This is a genomic window from Microbacterium sp. ZW T5_45 (assembly GCF_044987415.1).
In the GTDB taxonomy this organism is placed as follows: Bacteria; Actinomycetota; Actinomycetes; order Actinomycetales; family Microbacteriaceae; genus Microbacterium.
On record NZ_JBJDRJ010000003.1, the window covers coordinates 63003 to 79896 of the forward strand.

Below are 16894 nucleotides of genomic sequence, written 5' to 3' on the forward strand. Positions count from 1 at the left end.
GTCAGATCGCGAAGCCGAGGGCGCGCATCATGTCGCGCCCGTCGTCGGTGATCCGCTCCGGACCCCACGGCGGCATCCACACCCAGTTGATGCGGAAGCGGTCGACGACGTTGTCCAGTGCCTGGGCCGTCTGCTCCTCGAGCACGTCGGTGAGCGGGCATCCCGCGCTGGTCAGCGTCATGTGGATCACGAGAGCGTCGTTCTCGTCATCCCACGCGAGATCGTAGATCAGGCCGAGGTCGACGACGTTGATCCCGAGCTCGGGATCCATCACGTCCTTGAGGGCCTCGGTGACCTGGTCGTACTTCTCGTCGGTCAGCGTCGCAGTCATGCGGCCAGCCTACGCTTCGATGGGAGCCGCAGGGTCGAGGAAGCGGTCGTAACCCTCTTCCTCGAGACGGTCGGCGAGCTCGGGGCCGCCCTCTTCCACGATCTTGCCCGCGACGACAACGTGCACGAAGTCGGGACGGATGTAGCGGAGGATGCGGGTGTAGTGGGTGATGAGCAGCACGCCGAGGCCGGTGGCCTCCTTGGCACGGTTGACGCCCTCGGACACGATCTTCAGCGCGTCGACATCGAGGCCCGAGTCGGTCTCGTCGAGCACGGCGAACTTCGGCTTGAGCACCTCGAGCTGAAGGATCTCGTGACGCTTCTTCTCACCGCCGGAGAAGCCCTCGTTGACGTTGCGCTGCGCGAACTTCGGGTCCATGCGCAGGTTGCCCATCGCGTCCTTGACCTCCTTGGTCCAGGAACGGATCGACGGCGCTTCGCCGTCGAGCGCGGTCTTGGCCGTGCGGAGGAAGTTCGTCACGGTGACGCCGGGGATCTCGACGGGGTACTGCATCGCCAGGAACAGGCCGGCGCGAGCGCGCTCGTCGACGCTCATCTCGAGGACGTCTTCACCGTCGAACGTGATCGACCCCGAGGTCACGGTGTACTTCGGGTGACCGGCGATCGTGTACGCGAGCGTGGACTTGCCCGAGCCGTTCGGGCCCATGATGGCGTGGGTCTCACCAGTGTTCATGGTGAGGGTGATGCCGTTGAGGATCGGGGTGGTCCCCGCCTCGGTCTCGACCGTCACGTGGAGGTCGCGGATTTCGAGAACAGACATGTCAGACTTCCTTCGTCACGGTCGGGTCGATGAGCACGTCGTCGCCGTCGATCTCGACGACGTAGACCGGGACGGGCTCATAAGCGGGGAGATTCTGGGGCTTGCCGGTGAGCAGCGAGAATGCGGAGCCGTGCGCCCAGCACTCGACCGTGTCACCCTCGACGAAGCCCTCGGAGAGGGAGATGTCGCCGTGGGTGCAGGTGTCGCCGATCGCGTGGATCACGCCCTCGCCGTCCTTGATCACGGTGATCGGAATGCCGTTCGGCTCGACGCGCAGCGGCGTGTCCTGCTCGAGATCGGCGACGCTGCAGACGCGCTCGGCGCTCACGCGTCGACCGCCGCGAGCTCGGTCTCGATGGCCTCGAGGAGTTCGGCCTCGAGCGCGGGGATGCCGAGACGCTGCACGACATCGCTGAGGAAGCCGAGCACGACGAGGCGTCGGGCCTCCTCCTCGGAGATGCCGCGGGCCTGCAGGTAGAAGAGCTGCTCGTCGTCGAAGCGTCCGGTCGCACTCGCGTGGCCGGCACCGACGATGTCACCGGTCTCGATCTCGAGGTTCGGGATCGAGTCGGCGCGCGCCCCCTCTGTGAGCACGAGATTGCGGTTCGCCTCGTACGAGTCGGTGCCGGTTGCATCCGGACCGATCAGGACATCGCCGATCCACACGCTGTGGGCGTTGTCGCCCTGGAGCGCACCCTTGTAGAGCACGTCGCCCTTCGTGTGCGGCCCCTTGTGGTGCAGGTAGACCTGGCTCTCGAGATGCTGGCCGGCGTCGGCGTAGGAGAGCCCGTAGAGGTAGCCCTCGGAACCGGCCCCGGCGAGCTCGACGTTCGGGTTCACCCGCACGACGCCGCCGCCGAAGCTGACGACGAAGTGCTTGAGCGTGGCGTTCGCATCGACGCGGGCCTGGTGCGCTGCGGCATGCACGGCGTCGTCGGCCCAGCGCTGCAGGCTCACGACGGTCAGTGCGGCACCGTCGCGGACGATGATCTCGACGTTCTGCGCGTACTGCGCCGAACCGTGATGGTCGAGCACGACCGTCGCGCGCGAGTGCGGCATGGCCTCGATGAGGATCTGACCGAACGCGCGCTTCTCGGCCGAGGAGCCGTCGAAACGCAGCACCAGCGGTTCCTGGACCTCGTCCTCGGCGTCGATGCGCAGGTGCAGACCACGCGGCGCGTGCTTCCACGCGAGAGCGGAGGGCAGGTCTTCCGGACGGAAGAACTCGCCGTACACGTCCTCCTCGGGCACGAGGTGCGACTCGACGCCGTCGAGGTCGACAGTCACGGCGAACTCGTCGCCGACCTCATCGGAGAGGAGCCCGGCGAGCTTGGCCACGGGGGTGTGCTTCCAATTGACCTCTCGCCCGGTGGGGGCGTCAAAGTCGGCCGGCTCGAAAGAGCTCGGCCGCTCGGAACGGGTCTGCACGGGCACGAAGCCGGCGTCGGCCACCTGGGCGGCGGGGTCCACGTGCGCGCTCGAATAGTGCGACGCCGTGGGCGTCGTCGTCGGGGAGGTCATCTCAGCCGACCGATCCTTCCATGCCCATCTCGATGAGCTTGTTCAACTCCATTGCGTATTCCATCGGCAGCTCGCGCGCGATCGGCTCAATGAACCCTCGCACGATCATGGCCATCGCCTCGTCCTCGGGCATTCCGCGCGACTGCAGGTAGAAGAGCTGCTCCTCGCTGACCTTCGAGACGGTAGCCTCGTGGCCGAGCTGCACGTCGTCGACGCGGATGTCGATCGCCGGGTAGGTGTCGCTGCGCGACTTCGTGTCGACGAGCAGCGCGTCGCAGCGGACGGTGTTCGCGGAGTGGTGCGCCGCAGCATCCACTCGCACCTCGCCGCGGTAACCGGCGCGACCGCCGCCCCGGGCGATCGACTTCGAGACGATCGACGACTGCGTGTACGGCGCCATGTGGATCATCTTGGCGCCGGCGTCCTGGTGCTGGCCGGGTCCGGCGAAGGCGACCGACAGGGTCTCGCCCTTGGCGTGCTCGCCCATGAGGTAGATCGACGGGTACTTCATCGTCACCTTGGAACCGATGTTGCCGTCGACCCACTCCATCGTCGCGCCCTCATAGGCGACGGCGCGCTTGGTGACGAGGTTGTAGACGTTGTTCGACCAGTTCTGGATCGTCGTGTAGCGCACGCGGGCGTTCTTCTTCACGATGATCTCGACGACGGCGGAGTGCAGCGAGTCCGACTTGTAGATCGGAGCCGTGCAGCCCTCGATGTAGTGGACGTAGCTGTCCTCGTCGGCGATGATCAGAGTCCGCTCGAACTGGCCCATGTTCTCGGTGTTGATGCGGAAGTACGCCTGCAGCGGGATCTCGACGTGGACGCCCTTGGGCACGTAGACGAACGAGCCGCCCGACCACACCGCGGTGTTCAGCGCGGCGAACTTGTTGTCGCCGGCGGGGATGACCGTGCCGAAGTACTCCTCGAAGAACTCCGGGTGCTCGCGCAGCGCCGTGTCGGTGTCCATGAAGATGACGCCCTGCTCCTCGAGATCCTCGCGGATCTGGTGGTACACGACCTCCGACTCATACTGCGCGGCGACGCCGGCGACGAGACGCTGACGCTCGGCCTCGGGGATGCCGAGGCGCTCGTAGGTCTCGCGGATCTCGGCCGGGAGGTCCTCCCACGACTGCGCCTGCTTCTCGGTCGAGCGGACGAAGTACTTGATGTTGTCGAAGTCGATGTCACTGAGGTCTGCACCCCACGTCGGCATCGGCTTGCGTCCGAAGAGCTGATATCCCTTGAGCCGGGTCTTCAGCATCCATTCGGGTTCGCTCTTGAGCGCGGAGATCCCGCGGACGACCTCTTCGGAGATGCCGCGTTTGGCGACGGCGCCCGCGGCGTCCTCGTCGTGCCATCCGAACTCGTACACCCCCAGGCCTTCGAGTTCCGGGCGGTCGATCAGCACATCCGACATCACACTCTCCTTTTGGGCCGCTCACGGTGTCATCCGCGCCCGCACACCGGAATCCGACGAACCCGCCGGACCTGGTGATCTGGGAGGGACCCTCATCACGGGCGCTGGCATCGCGCCTAAACTGTCAGAGATGAGTTCTGCGCTCGCGCGCTCATCCCCTACATCCCGATTCTACAGGCTCCCTCCCCCTCGCGGGCCGTCGCTCCCGCGTGCCGAGGGAACCGGAGGACCCCATGACCGCGACTTCCGCCCCGCCGGCGACGACCACTCCGATCCGCATCGTGAAGCCGCTGCGGGTGCTCGCCTGGCTGTCCTTCCTCGCCGAGGTGATCATCATCGGCACCGGCGGCGCGGTTCGGCTCACCGGTTCCGGCCTCGGATGCTCGGAATGGCCGCTCTGCACGCCGGAATCGCTCGTGCCGCACGCCGAGCAGGGCATCCACGGGATCATCGAGTTCGGCAACCGCACGATGACCGGGGTCGTCGGGTTGCTCGCTCTGGCCGTGCTGCTGCTCACGCTCTTCGCGATCGGCGGGGCCGCACTCATGAAGCGCGCACTCTGGTTCGCGCTCGGCGGCGTCGCCCTCGGCGCGCTCGCGCTGGGCACCGCGCAGCTCATCGGGCTTCCCGGCCCGTTCGGGTACTTCTCCGGCGGTCTCCTGCTCGCCGTCGTGATCGGTGGCGTCGACTCGCTCCGTCGCTCGTCGCGCCGCCGCGATCTCGCCGCCTTGGCGTGGATCGTCCTGTTCGGCGTCATGGCGCAGGCTGTCGTCGGCGGCCTCGCGGTCGTCACGGATCTGAATCCGCTCATCGTCGGCTTCCACTACGTCTCCTCGCTGCTTCTCGTGTGCGTCACCGCGGCATACGTGGCGCGTATGTACGCCACGGAGGGTCCTCGCGAGCGCGCCGTCCCCGCGTGGTTCTCGGGTCTCTCGCACATCACGGGGCTCGCGCTCGCGGTCACCATCGCCTTCGGCGTGCTGACGACGGGCAACGGACCGCATTCGGGTGACGCGAACGTCGTCCGCGACGGGTTCGATGCCACCGTGCTCGCGCACGTGCACGCGTGGCCGGGATACGTCCTCGCTGCGCTCGTCGTCACCCTCGCCGTGTCGGCCTGGGTCCTCCGGCTCGAGCCGCGACGGTGGTTGCTCGCGCTGGCCGTGGCGATCGCCGTGCAGGTGGGTGTCGGGATCTGGCAGGCGCGCGAGGGGCTGCCGGAGATCCTCGTCGGCATCCACATGGTCCTCGCGTCGCTCTCGGCGGCCGCGTACACAGTCGTCGTCCTGCACCTCAAGAAGCCGCGGGCTACGGTCGACGCCTGAAGCGCTCGACGCGCGCAGGCTCAGCCCACGCATAGGTCGCGCATCGGCGACTCATCGGTTGCTGCGTGATCGTGGCGATCATGAACAAGTCACTCACGCGCAGCATCGCCTTCTGGCTCCTCCTGGTCCTCTCCCTCGCCTCCGCGGGCGTCGGAGGATGGATCATCTCGGGACAGCTGAGCACCATGACGACGACACTGCTCGACGGCACGGCCACAGGAGTCGAGGTCTACGTCGGCCAATCGCTGGTGGTCTTCGGTGCCGCACTCGTCGGCGCCGGGGTGCTGGGACTACTGATCGCGGTGGCCCTCGTCGCCGTGCAGTCACTCGTCGCGGCGGCGAAGCCCGTCACGGTCGAGGCCATCGACTGGACCTCCGCTGCCGATGGCAGCGCGCCCGAGAACGAAACACCCGAGCACGCAGCATCCGACACGGCGGAAGCCGACGAGGCGGCGACGCACCGCGAAACCGGTGAGACGGTGTCAACCCCGGATGCCGAGCACGTCTCCCCAGAAGGTGGCGCGGCGGACGAGGATCAGAACGGGAGCAGCGGATCGATCGCGACCGCGACGAAGATCAACGTCAAGTAGGTGATCGAGGCGTGGAAGACCCGCATCGGCCGCGCCTCGGTCCCGCGTACCGCCTGGTTGTACAGGCGGTGCGACTCGTAGATGAACCAGCCGCCGAAGACGAGGGCCGAGACCGTGTAGACCAGCCCCATGCCGGCGATCGGAACGAGCAGCAGCGAGCAGGCCACCGTGGCCCACGCGTACAGGATCACCTGGAGGCCGACCTGCGAGGCGTTGCGCGTCACGCCGAGCATCGGCACGTCGACATCGTCGTAGTCGTCCTTGTACTTCATCGACAGCGGCCAGTAGTGCGGCGGCGTCCACAGGAAGATGAGTCCGAACAGGATGAAGGCCGGCCAGTCCAGCGAACCGGTGACGGCGGCCCACCCGATGAGCACCGGGAAGCAGCCGGCGATGCCGCCCCAGACGATGTTCTGCTCGGTGCGTCGCTTGAGGATGATCGTGTAGATCACGACGTAGAAGAAGATGGCGGATGCCGACAGCACCGCTGCCAGCCAGTTCGTGGTGTACCAGAGCCACACGGTCGAGAGCACCGCGAGCGTCCACGAGAAGATCAACGCACCGCGGGGCGTGATCTCGCCCGTGACCAGCGGGCGGTTCTCTGTGCGGTGCATGTGCGCGTCGATGTCGCGGTCGAGGTACATGTTGAACGCCGCGGCAGAACCCGCGCTCATGGAGCCGCCGATGACGGTGGCGAGCACGAGCCAGAGATCGGGCATCCCGCCGTGAGCGAGGAACATCACCGGCACTGTGGAGACCAGCAGCAGCTCGAGGACACGCGGCTTGGTGAGGGCCACATAGGCCTTCACCGTGCGACCGACGGACTTCTTCACAACGGTCTGATCAGACATCGTCGAGATCTCGATCGCCTCCTCCGGGCACGCGTAGACAGCCCTTCCAGTCTATGGCACCGTGCGCGCGGGTCTCGTCACCGGCGACCGTAAGGCGAGGTAACGCCTTCCCCTCCGGGTCTATGCTGGAAACACTCGCGCGCCCGGCGCCAAGTCCCCCCTCCGTATCGTTGCGGACCGCGACAGTGCACTACCGGGCGCTCTCTATTCACCTGAGAAGGGCTTCACCGTGTCGGAATTGCAGTGGGATGAGATCGATCGTCGAGCGGTGGACACCGCTCGCCTTCTGGCTGCGGATGCCGTGGAGAAGGTGGGCAACGGCCACCCCGGCACCGCGATGAGCCTCGCCCCGGCGGCGTACCTCCTCTACCAGCGCGTCCTGCGCCACGACCCGACCGACACCGACTGGCTGGGCCGCGACCGCTTCATCCTCTCGGCTGGTCACTCCTCCCTCACCCAGTACGTCGAGCTGTACCTCGGCGGCTTCGGTCTCGAGCTCGACGACCTCAAGGCGCTGCGCACGTGGGGCTCGCTGACCCCGGGCCACCCGGAGTACGGCCACACCAAGGGCGTCGAGATCACCACCGGCCCTCTCGGTCAGGGTCTCGCCTCGGCCGTGGGCTTCGCCTATGCCGCCCGCTACGAGCGCGGTCTGTTCGACCCCGAGGCTGCCGAGGGCACCAGCCCCTTCGACCACTTCGTGTACGTCATCGCCGGTGACGGCGACCTGCAGGAGGGCGTCACCGCCGAGGCCGGCTCGCTCGCGGGTCACCAGCAGCTCGGCAACCTCATCGCGATCTACGACTCCAACCAGATCTCCATTGAGGACGACACGAACGTCGCGTTCACCGAAGACGTCGCGAAGCGCTACGAGGCCTACGGCTGGCACGTCCAGACCGTCGACTGGAAGAAGACCGGCGAGTACGTCGAGGACGTCGCCGAGCTCTACGCCGCGATCGAGGCTGCGAAGGGCGAGACCGACAAGCCCTCGCTCATCATCCTCAAGACGATCATCGGCTGGCCGGCCCCCGGCAAGCAGAACACCGGCAAGATCCACGGTTCGGCCCTCGGCGCGGACGAGCTCGCCGCGACCAAGAAGGTCCTCGGCTTCGACCCCGAGGAGCACTTCGCCGTCGCCGACGACGTCATCGCGCACACCCGCGGTCTCGCAGCCCGCGCCGCCGAGCAGCGTGCCGAGTGGCAGAAGTCCTTCGACGCGTGGGCAGCCGCGAACCCCGAGCGCAAGGCGCTCCTCGACCGGCTCGAGGCCGGCGAGCTGCCCGCCGACATCGACTCCGCCCTCCCGGTCTTCGAGGCGGGCAAGGACGTCTCGACGCGCGCGGCATCCGGCCAGGTCATCAACGCCCTCGCCGCCGAGCTCCCCGAGCTCTGGGGCGGATCGGCCGACCTCGCCGAGTCGAACCTCACCACCATCAAGGACGCGAAGTCGTTCATCCCCGCCGAGTGGTCGACGCACGAGTGGTCGGGCAGCCCCTATGGCCGCGTCCTCCACTTCGGCATCCGCGAGCACGCCATGGGCTCGATCGTCAACGGCATCGTCCTGCACGGCAAGACCCGCGCGTTCGGCGGCACCTTCCTCATCTTCAGCGACTACATGCGCCCGCCGGTTCGTCTGGCCGCGCTCATGAACGTGCCCAGCATCTTCGTCTGGACCCACGACTCCGTCGCGCTCGGCGAGGACGGCCCGACGCACCAGCCGATCGAGCAGATCGCGACCCTGCGTGCCATCCCGAACTTCGCTCTCGTCCGCCCGGCGGACGCCAACGAGACGGCCGCCGCATGGCTCGAGATCCTCCGCCGCCAGGAGGGTCCGGCCGGTATCGCGCTGACCCGCCAGAACATCCCGGTGTTCCCGCGCGGAGAGGGTGCAGCATCCGGCGACACGTTCGCCTCCGCCTCGAACGTCGCGAAGGGCGCATACGTGCTGGCAGAGGCGCCGAACGGTACCCCGGACGTGATCATCGTCGCGACCGGATCCGAGGTCCAGCTCGCGGTCAACGCCCGCGAGACGCTCGCAGCCGAGGGCGTGAACGTGCGCGTCGTCTCCGCTCCGTCGCTGGAGTGGTTCGCCGAGCAGGACGAGACCTACCGCGAGTCGGTCCTGCCGAAGTCCGTCACCGCCCGTGTGTCCGTCGAGGCGGGCTCCGTGCTCAGCTGGCGCGGCATCGTCGGCGACCGCGGCCGTTCCGTCGGCATCGACCACTTCGGCGCATCCGCCGACTACAAGACCCTGTTCGAGAAGTTCGGGATCACCACCGAGGCCGTCATCCAGGCGGCCCGCGAGACCCTGGCCGAGAACGCCAACTGATCTAGGAGCACGCAATGAGCACCCCCACCGCAGACCTCGCGGCCGCAGGCGTCAGCATCTGGCTCGACGACCTGTCTCGCACCCGCATCAACTCGGGCAACATCGCCGAGCTCATCGCCACGCGCAACGTCACGGGCGTCACGACGAACCCGACGATCTTCGCGAACGCGATCACCAACGCGAACGACACCTCGTACGACGCGCAGGTCACCGAGCTCGCCGCATCCGGTGCGACCGCCGAGGAGGCCGTCTTCGCGGCGACCACGCAGGACGTCGCCGCCGCGCTCGACGTCTTCCGTCCCGTCTGGGAAGCCTCGAACCACGTCGACGGCCGTGTCTCGATCGAGGTCTCCCCCGACCTCGCGCACGACACCGAGGGCACCGTCGCCTCCGCCAAGCAGCTGTGGGCGAAGATCGATCGTCCGAACCTGCTCGTGAAGATCCCGGCGACCAAGGCCGGTCTTCCCGCGATCGCCGAGGCGATCGGTGCGGGCATCAGCGTCAACGTCACACTGATCTTCAGCCTCGAGCGCTACGAAGAGGTCATCGACGCGTACCTGACCGGTCTCGAGACCGCCAAGGCTGCCGGGATCGACCTCTCCGGCATCCACTCGGTCGCCTCGTTCTTCGTGTCGCGTGTCGACACCGAGACCGACAAGCGCCTCACGGCCATCGGCACGGATGCTGCGAACGCTCTCAAGAGCAAGGCCGGCCTCGCCAATGCCCGCCTCGCCTACGAGCTCTTCGAGAAGAAGTTCGCGGATGCCCGTGCACAGGAGCTTCTCGCGGCCGGCGCGAACCTGCAGCGGCCGCTCTGGGCCTCGACCGGTGTCAAGGACCCCGAGCTGCCCGACACGCTCTACGTGACCGAGCTCGTCGCCGCGGGTGTCGTCAACACGATGCCCGAGAAGACGCTCGAGGCGACGTTCGACCACGGCGTCGTGACCGGCGACACCATCACCGGCGGCTACGCCGAGGCTCATGAGGTGTTCGCGGGTCTCGCCGAGGTCGGCATCGACTTCGCCGACGTCACCCAGGTCCTGGAGGACGAGGGCGTCGCGAAGTTCATCGACTCCTGGCACGACCTGCTCGCGACCGTCGAGGAAGGGCTCAAGGCCCAGCGATGACATTCGCGCTCCACGCCTCGGGCGCGGCGAAGGCCGCCATCGACGGAACCGTGCCGGCTCTCGTGCACGACCTGGTGGCCTCCCGGATCACGGGTGGTGACGCCACCCTGTGGGGTTCGGATGCCGTACCCGAGGCGTCGATCCGGCTCGGCTGGGTGGAGGCCGTCTCGGTCTCGCGACCATTGGTGGCGGAGATCGACGGCCTCCGCCGCGAGCTCGCCTCTCGCGGTGTCGACCGTGTGGTGCTCGCCGGCATGGGCGGTTCATCGCTCGCGCCCGAGGTGATCACGGCGACGGCAGGGGTCGATCTCACGATCCTCGACTCCACAGCCCCCGCGCAGGTCCTCGCGGCTCTCGATGAGGGCCTCGAGCGGACCGTGCTCGTCGTCTCCTCCAAGTCCGGCTCGACCGTCGAGACCGATTCGCAGCGTCGCACGTTCGAGGCGGCCTTCCGCGATCTCGGAATCGACCCGGCCGAGCGCATCGTCGTCGTCACCGATCCGGGATCTCCGCTCGAGGAGTCGGCTCGCGCCGCGGGTTACCGCGTCTTCACCGCGGACCCGAATGTCGGGGGTCGGTACTCCGCGCTCACCGCTTTCGGCCTGGTGCCCAGTGGACTCGCGGGCGTCGATCTCGATGAACTGCTGGACGAGGCCGAGGCCTCGCTCCTCGAGGTCGCGATCGATTCGGCGGAGAACCCCGCTCTGCGACTCGCAGCCGCCATCGCGCGAACGGAGCCCCGCCGCGACAAGCTGGGTCTGGTCACCGACGGCACGCACATCAAGGGCCTGCCGGACTGGATCGAGCAGCTGATCGCCGAGTCGACGGGCAAGGACGGCACCGGCATCCTTCCTGTCGTCCTGCTGCCCGTCTCCCCCGAACTGGAGAGCCGTCCGGAGGACCTGCAGATCGTCCGTCTCGTCGACGACGCCGCCGCATTCCACCTCCGCGAGCGCCACGAGGGCGAGATCCTCGTCTCCGGCACCCTCGGCGCGCAGTTCATCGTGTGGGAGTACGCCACCGCGATCGCCGGACATCTGCTCGGCATCAACCCGTTCGACCAGCCCGACGTCGAGTCGGCGAAAGCCGCCGCACGGGGGCTGCTCGATCAGCGTCCCACTCCGACTGAGCCGGTCTTCGTCGAGCATGGAGTCGAGGTGCGCGTGTCAGATCCTGCACTCGCCGACTCCGGCACGATAGAGGGCACGCTCGACGCCCTCTGGTCGCGTCTCGGTGACGACGGCTACGTGGCCATCCAGGCCTACGTCAACCGTCTCGACCTGCCGCAGCTCGAGGGCCTTCGCGAGCTCGTCGCCGCCGACTCGGGGCGTCCGACCACCTTCGGGTGGGGGCCGCGGTTCCTGCACTCCACCGGTCAGTACCACAAGGGCGGACCGGAGCAGGGCGTGTTCCTGCAGATCCTGGAGCGCACGGATGTCGACCTCGAGATCCCGGAGCGCCCCTACACGTTCGGTCAGTTGATCTCGGCCCAGGCCGCCGGCGACGCCGGCGTCCTCGCCGACCACGGCCGTCCGGTCGTCTCGCTGACGATCACCGATTCGTCAGCGGACGTCCTCACCCTTTTCGAAGCAGCACAGAAGTAAGCAGCCAGGAGAATCCCCCACCGATGTCCGTTCCCATCTCGCGCGGCCACAATCCGCTGCGCGACCCCGACGACCGTCGTCTGAACCGGATCGCGGGGCCCAGCGCCCTCGTGATCTTCGGTGTGACCGGCGACCTCTCGCGCAAGAAGCTCATGCCCGCGGTCTACGACCTCGCCAATCGCGGCCTCCTCCCCCCTGGCTTCGCCCTCGTCGGCTTCGCCCGACGCGACTGGGAGGACCAGGACTTCGCGAAGGTCGTCTACGACGCCGTCAAGCAGCACGCCCGCACGCCGTTCCGCGAGGAGACCTGGACCCAACTCCTGCAGGGCATCCGCTTCGTCTCGGGTGAGTTCGACAATCCCGAGTCGTTCCAGAAGCTTCGCGAGACGATCGACCAGCTCGACACCGAGCGCGGAACCATGGGCAACCATGCGTTCTATCTGTCGATCCCGCCCAAGTCGTTCGCCGTGGTGGCGCAGCAGCTCAAGGACTCCGGTCTGGTGGGCGCCGAACACGACGACTCCGACCACTGGCGTCGCGTCGTCATCGAGAAGCCGTTCGGCCACGACCTCGAGTCCGCCCGCGAGCTGAACGAGGCCCTCGAGGTCGCGTTCTCCGCCGACTCGATCTTCCGCATCGACCACTACCTCGGCAAGGAGACGGTGCAGAACATCCTCGCACTGCGCTTCGCGAACGAGCTCTACGAGCCGATCTGGAACCGCAACTACGTCGACCACGTGCAGATCACGATGGCCGAGGACATCGGCGTCGGCGGCCGTGCCGGATACTACGACGGTGTCGGCGCCGCGCGCGACGTCATCCAGAACCACCTGCTGCAGCTGCTCGCGCTCACCGCGATGGAGGAGCCGATCAGCCTCTCGGCGGAGCATCTCCGCGCCGAGAAGGAGAAGGTCCTCGCGGCCGTGCACGTGCCGGACGATCTGTCGCAGGCGACCGCGCGCGGTCAGTACGCCGGCGGCTGGCAGGGCGGCGAGCAGGTCACCGGCTTCCTCGACGAGGAGGGCATGGACCCGCAGTCCGCGACCGAGACGTACGCCGCCATCAAGCTCGAGATCGACACTCGTCGCTGGTCGGGCGTGCCGTTCTACCTGCGCACAGGGAAGCGACTCGGCCGCCGTGTCACCGAGGTCGCCGTCGTGTTCAAGCGCGCGCCCGAGCACCTGTTCGGCCGCAGCAACACCGCGGAGCTCGGGCAGAACGCCCTCGTGATCCGTGTGCAGCCCGATGAGGGAGTCACGCTCCGCTTCGGCTCGAAGGTCCCGGGCAACGGCACGAACGTGCGCGACGTCACGATGGACTTCGGCTATGGCCACGCCTTCACCGAGGCGAGCCCCGAGGCCTACGAGCGCCTGATCCTCGACGTCCTCCTGGGCGACCCGCCGCTGTTCCCGCGGCACGAGGAGGTCGAGCTCTCCTGGAAGATCCTCGACCCCGTGGAGAAGTACTGGGCCGCCGAAGGCGGTCCGGTCGACCAGTACGCACCCGGCTCGTGGGGTCCGGCATCCGCCGACGACCTCCTTGCCCGCGACGGACGAGTCTGGAGACGCCCGTGATCATCGACCTTCCCGACACGACCGTCAGCCAGGTCGCCAAGCAGCTCGTCAAGGTGCGCGAGGAGGGCGGTGCCGTCGCCCTCGGTCGCGTCCTCACTCTCGTGATCTCCGCCCGCAACGGCGTGGCGGAGGCCGCGATCGACGCAGCCAACGATGCCTCCCGCGAGCACCCGATGCGCGTCATCGTGCTCACCACGGGTGACGGCGAGTCTCGTCTCGACGCACAGATCCGTGTGGGCGGCGACGCCGGCGCGAGCGAGGTCGTCGTGCTCCACGCGTTCGGCGAGGCCGCGAGCAACGAGGAGAGCCTGATCACCGGTCTCCTGCTGCCCGACGCGCCCGTCGTGGCCTGGTGGCCCGAGGACGCCCCGGAATCGCCCGCCTCCTCGCCGCTCGGAAGGATCGCCCAGCGCCGCATCACGGATGCGGCGACGGCATCCGACGTCCGAGCCCGCCTCGCCTCGCTCGGCGAGACCCACGCACCCGGTGACACCGACCTCGCGTGGACGCGTCTCACCCACTGGCGTGAGCAGCTCGCGGCTGTCCTCGATCAGCCTCCGTTCCAGGAGGTCACCGCGGTCGAGGTCCGTGGCGCCGCCGCATCGCCGTCGACCGCCCTGCTCGCCGCCTGGCTGCAGCTGGCCCTCGACGTTCCCGTTCGGTGGTCCTACGAAGACCCGGAGCACTGGCAGGAGGGCATCAAGTCCGTCCGTCTCACCCGTGAGGCCGGAGACATCCTGCTCGAGCGTCCGGAGGCAGGCGTCGCGGTGCTCACGCAGCCCGATCAGCCGAACCACGACCTGCATCTCCCCCGCCGAACGCTGCGCGAGTGCCTCGCCGAGGAGCTCCGCCGCCTCGACGCCGATGTGCTGTACGGACGTGTCATCACCGAGGGCTGGGAAAGGCTCGGCCCACCCGAGACGGACGCGTGATGTCGATGCAGGCGTCGTCCGCCGAGAAGCGCGTGGTCGTCGAAGCCACCCCGGCCGCTCTGGCGGTCAGGGTGGCCGACCGATTCCTCACACGCCTGCGTGCCCGCACCCGCAACGGCCGCATCGCCCACATCGCCCTCACCGGCGGTTCCATGGGCGGTGCGGTCCTGCGGGCCACGGCCGAGCATCCGCGTGCGAGCGAGATCGACTGGTCGCTGGTGCACTTCTGGTGGGGCGACGAGCGCTTCGTCGCCCGTGACGACGCCGATCGCAACGCCCTGCAGTCGCGTCAGGCGCTGCTCGACCACATCGACGTCCCCGCCGAGAACGTGCACGAGGTCGCCTCGAGCGACGGCGAGCTCGATCTCGACGCCGCGGCTGCGGCATACGCGGCCGAGCTGGCGCGGTACGGCACGGACGAGCATCCGTGGCCGTCGTTCGCCGTGTGCTTCCTCGGGGTCGGACCCGACGGGCACATCGCGTCGCTCTTCCCGGATCGCCCGGAGGTCACGGTCACCGATGCCGCTGCTCTTCCCGTGCGGAACTCCCCGAAGCCGCCGCCCGAGCGCGTCACGCTGACTCGACCGGTGCTGAACTCGTCGAAGCGCGTCTGGCTGGTCCTCACGGGCGCCAACAAGGCGTCCGCCCTGGGACTCGCCCTCGCCGGAGCGAGCTACACGAGCGTTCCGGCTGCCGGGGCCAAGGGCCGCAAGCGGACGATCTTCTTCGTCGACGAGGCCGCAGCGTCCGAGGTGTCGCCGGATCTCATCGATCCCGCCTACTGACGCGCCTTCGCTCCCGGAGCGCTCATTCGGCCCGGTCGGAACCTCCGGCCGGGTCGTTCTGCGTCCCGCCGTCGCTGCCGCGCGTGATGCCGAGATCCTGGCTCTCGCTGATCACCTGCGGATGGTAGCGCGCCAGACCGACGACGCCCCAGACGGCGATCGCTCCGGCCACGCCGAAGATCACGAGTACCCACGGCGGCGCGGCCGTGGCCTCGCCGAGCACGACCATTCCGATGAGGACGGCGATCAGCGGATCGACGACCGTGAGGCCGGCGATCACGAGGTCGGGCGGGCCGGAGCTGTAGGCCGTCTGCACGAAGTAGCCGCCGACGGCGGATGCCGCAACGAGAGCGATGACGCAGACCAGCGTGATCCACTCGAAGTTGCCGGCCTCGATGCGATTGATGACGGCCTTGGCGAGCGTCGCGACGAATCCGTAGAGGATACCCGCGCCGATCACATAGAAGAGCGCGCGCATGCGGTGGCGCAGGATGAGCCAGCCGCCGCCGAGCACGATGATCACGACCAGCAGGATCGCGAGGATCGTGAAAAGCTCGATGTCGGTGATCTTCTTCTCCGCGGCATAGATCGCGGCGAACGTGACGAAGAGGAAGATGCCGCCGACGCAGGCGATGATCGCCCTGATCGACTGCTTGGTCGGCGAATGCCCTGAGACCCGTGCGTTCAGCAGTGTCGTCATGACGAGCGCGATGGCTCCCAGCGGCTGCACGACGATGAGCGGCGCCTGAGACAGCGCCGCCAGCTGGCAGACGATGGCGAGGCCGAGCATGAGAGTTCCCGCGATCCATGATGGCCTGGTGAGAAGTCTCTTGATCTGATCGATGCTGAGTCCGGATGCTCCGTCCGAGCCGCTGAGCTGCTCGACCTTCTCGACGCCGCGGTGCTGGTATTGCGCCCCGAGCGACATGAACACCGCGCCCGCGATGGCGAGCGGGATGCCGAGGAGGAGCCGCGGGTTCTGGAAGACGCCGACGAGCTGTTCGCCGACGTCGGGCTCACTCATCCATACGGTCATGCTCACTCCTCGAGCCTACCTGCCGCCCCGTGCGCACTAGGGTTATGGCGTGGCTGTACTTCCGATTCGCATCATGGGCGATCCCGTCCTGCACTCGCCCGCCTCACCCGTCGATGAGATCACCGACGAGGTGCGGACCCTCGTCGCCGACATGTACGAGACGATGGATGCCGCCCCCGGGGTCGGCCTCGCCGCCCCTCAGGTGGGCGTGCCGCTGCGGATCTACACGTACTCGTACGTGGACGACGACGACCAGCCCTGGCGCGGCGTCATCATCAACCCCGAGCTGTGGATGGTGCCCCTCGAGCCGGGTGCTCCCGACGAGGATCTCGAGTCCGAAGGCTGCCTGTCGTTCCCCGGTGAACGGTTCGCACTCCGCCGCTCCGAGAAGGCGCGAGTCACCGGTATCGATCTCGACGGTGCGCCCGTGAGCATCTCGGTCGACGGCTGGCGCGCGCGGATCATGCAGCATGAGTTCGATCACCTGGACGGCATCCTCTATGTCGACCGTCTCGACGATCGAGACTGGAAGACCGTCCAGAAGATCGCGAAGAAGCGGGGCTGGGGTCGACCGGGGGCCAGCTGGCTGCCCGGTGTGGACGATCTCGAGGGCTGAGCTTCCCAGCCCGCGCACAGAGTTCTCCGAGTTGCGTCACAGGTGATGGCGCGGATACCGTTTCCTCGGAGGG

16 protein-coding genes are annotated in these 16894 nt (G+C 68.0%); 9 read left to right on the plus strand and 7 right to left on the minus strand.

Features of this window, described 5'->3' with window-relative positions:
• Window position 1: 1 nt before the first annotated feature.
• From ACI3KS_RS02165 to sufB, 5 genes are read right to left on the minus strand one after another with little or no spacing between them, the layout of a single operon-like run.
• Window positions 2–331 (minus strand): metal-sulfur cluster assembly factor, encoded by a 330-nt coding sequence (locus ACI3KS_RS02165; protein ID WP_404914727.1) that lies wholly within the window; start codon window positions 329–331, stop codon window positions 2–4.
• A gap of 9 nt (window positions 332–340) precedes the next feature.
• Entirely contained in the window at window positions 341–1111 is a 771-nt protein-coding gene (sufC, locus tag ACI3KS_RS02170; protein ID WP_404914729.1) for a Fe-S cluster assembly ATPase SufC, read from the minus strand.
• A gap of 1 nt (window position 1112) precedes the next feature.
• Window positions 1113–1439: a non-heme iron oxygenase ferredoxin subunit gene (locus ACI3KS_RS02175; protein ID WP_404914731.1), complete on the minus strand. Its 327-nt coding sequence runs from the start codon at window positions 1437–1439 to the stop codon at window positions 1113–1115.
• Window positions 1436–2632, minus strand: a complete 1197-nt coding sequence (gene sufD, locus ACI3KS_RS02180; protein ID WP_404914733.1) for a Fe-S cluster assembly protein SufD — start codon at window positions 2630–2632, stop codon at window positions 1436–1438. The genes ACI3KS_RS02175 and sufD overlap by 4 nt, the downstream gene beginning before the upstream one ends.
• A gap of 1 nt (window position 2633) precedes the next feature.
• Window positions 2634–4052 (minus strand): Fe-S cluster assembly protein SufB, encoded by a 1419-nt coding sequence (sufB, locus tag ACI3KS_RS02185; protein WP_404914735.1) that lies wholly within the window; start codon window positions 4050–4052, stop codon window positions 2634–2636.
• A gap of 233 nt (window positions 4053–4285) precedes the next feature.
• On the opposite strand from sufB, the gene ACI3KS_RS02190 reads away from it, so the two are divergent.
• Together ACI3KS_RS02190 and ACI3KS_RS02195 are read left to right on the plus strand one after the other, a co-directional pair.
• The gene (locus ACI3KS_RS02190; RefSeq protein WP_404914737.1) at window positions 4286–5377 is read left to right on the plus strand and encodes a COX15/CtaA family protein; all 1092 of its coding nucleotides are present in this window, start codon (window positions 4286–4288) and stop codon (window positions 5375–5377) included.
• A gap of 80 nt (window positions 5378–5457) precedes the next feature.
• Complete coding sequence (locus tag ACI3KS_RS02195) at window positions 5458–5967, plus strand: hypothetical protein (RefSeq protein ID WP_404914739.1); 510 nt, start codon at window positions 5458–5460, stop codon at window positions 5965–5967.
• On the opposite strand, the gene ACI3KS_RS02200 is transcribed toward ACI3KS_RS02195, so the two are convergent.
• Entirely contained in the window at window positions 5913–6818 is a 906-nt protein-coding gene (locus tag ACI3KS_RS02200; RefSeq protein ID WP_404914741.1) for a heme o synthase, read from the minus strand. The two genes, ACI3KS_RS02195 and ACI3KS_RS02200, sit on opposite strands and share 55 nt — an antisense overlap.
• 229 nt (window positions 6819–7047) lie before the next feature.
• Here ACI3KS_RS02200 and tkt point away from each other — a divergent pair, with 229 nt between their 5' ends.
• From tkt to pgl, 6 genes are read left to right on the plus strand one after another with little or no spacing between them, the layout of a single operon-like run.
• Window positions 7048–9147, plus strand: coding sequence for a transketolase (gene tkt, locus ACI3KS_RS02205; protein ID WP_404914743.1), 2100 nt, complete (start codon window positions 7048–7050; stop codon window positions 9145–9147).
• Between the two features lie 14 nt (window positions 9148–9161).
• Entirely contained in the window at window positions 9162–10274 is a 1113-nt protein-coding gene (gene tal / locus ACI3KS_RS02210; RefSeq protein ID WP_404914745.1) for a transaldolase, read from the plus strand.
• Window positions 10271–11878, plus strand: coding sequence for a glucose-6-phosphate isomerase (locus ACI3KS_RS02215; protein ID WP_404914747.1), 1608 nt, complete (start codon window positions 10271–10273; stop codon window positions 11876–11878). Before tal ends, ACI3KS_RS02215 begins: the two co-directional genes overlap by 4 nt.
• A gap of 23 nt (window positions 11879–11901) precedes the next feature.
• The gene (gene zwf / locus ACI3KS_RS02220) at window positions 11902–13452 is read left to right on the plus strand and encodes a glucose-6-phosphate dehydrogenase (protein WP_404914749.1); all 1551 of its coding nucleotides are present in this window, start codon (window positions 11902–11904) and stop codon (window positions 13450–13452) included.
• A complete protein-coding gene (locus ACI3KS_RS02225; RefSeq protein ID WP_404914751.1) occupies window positions 13449–14384 on the plus strand; it encodes a glucose-6-phosphate dehydrogenase assembly protein OpcA in 936 nt (311 codons plus the stop codon). The genes zwf and ACI3KS_RS02225 overlap by 4 nt, the downstream gene beginning before the upstream one ends.
• Window positions 14385–14389: 5 nt before the next feature.
• Window positions 14390–15169, plus strand: a complete 780-nt coding sequence (pgl, locus tag ACI3KS_RS02230; protein ID WP_404914902.1) for a 6-phosphogluconolactonase — start codon at window positions 14390–14392, stop codon at window positions 15167–15169.
• Between the two features lie 22 nt (window positions 15170–15191).
• Here the strand turns inward: pgl and ACI3KS_RS02235 are convergent, their stop codons facing one another.
• Window positions 15192–16205, minus strand: coding sequence for a DMT family transporter (locus ACI3KS_RS02235; protein WP_404914903.1), 1014 nt, complete (start codon window positions 16203–16205; stop codon window positions 15192–15194).
• Window positions 16206–16254: 49 nt separating this feature from the next.
• Between ACI3KS_RS02235 and def the strand changes: the two genes are divergently transcribed.
• Window positions 16255–16821 carry a peptide deformylase gene (def, locus tag ACI3KS_RS02240; RefSeq protein WP_404914753.1) on the plus strand — a complete coding sequence of 189 codons (567 nt, stop codon included), beginning with the start codon at window positions 16255–16257 and terminating at the stop codon, window positions 16819–16821.
• Window positions 16822–16894: the final 73 nt, after the last annotated feature.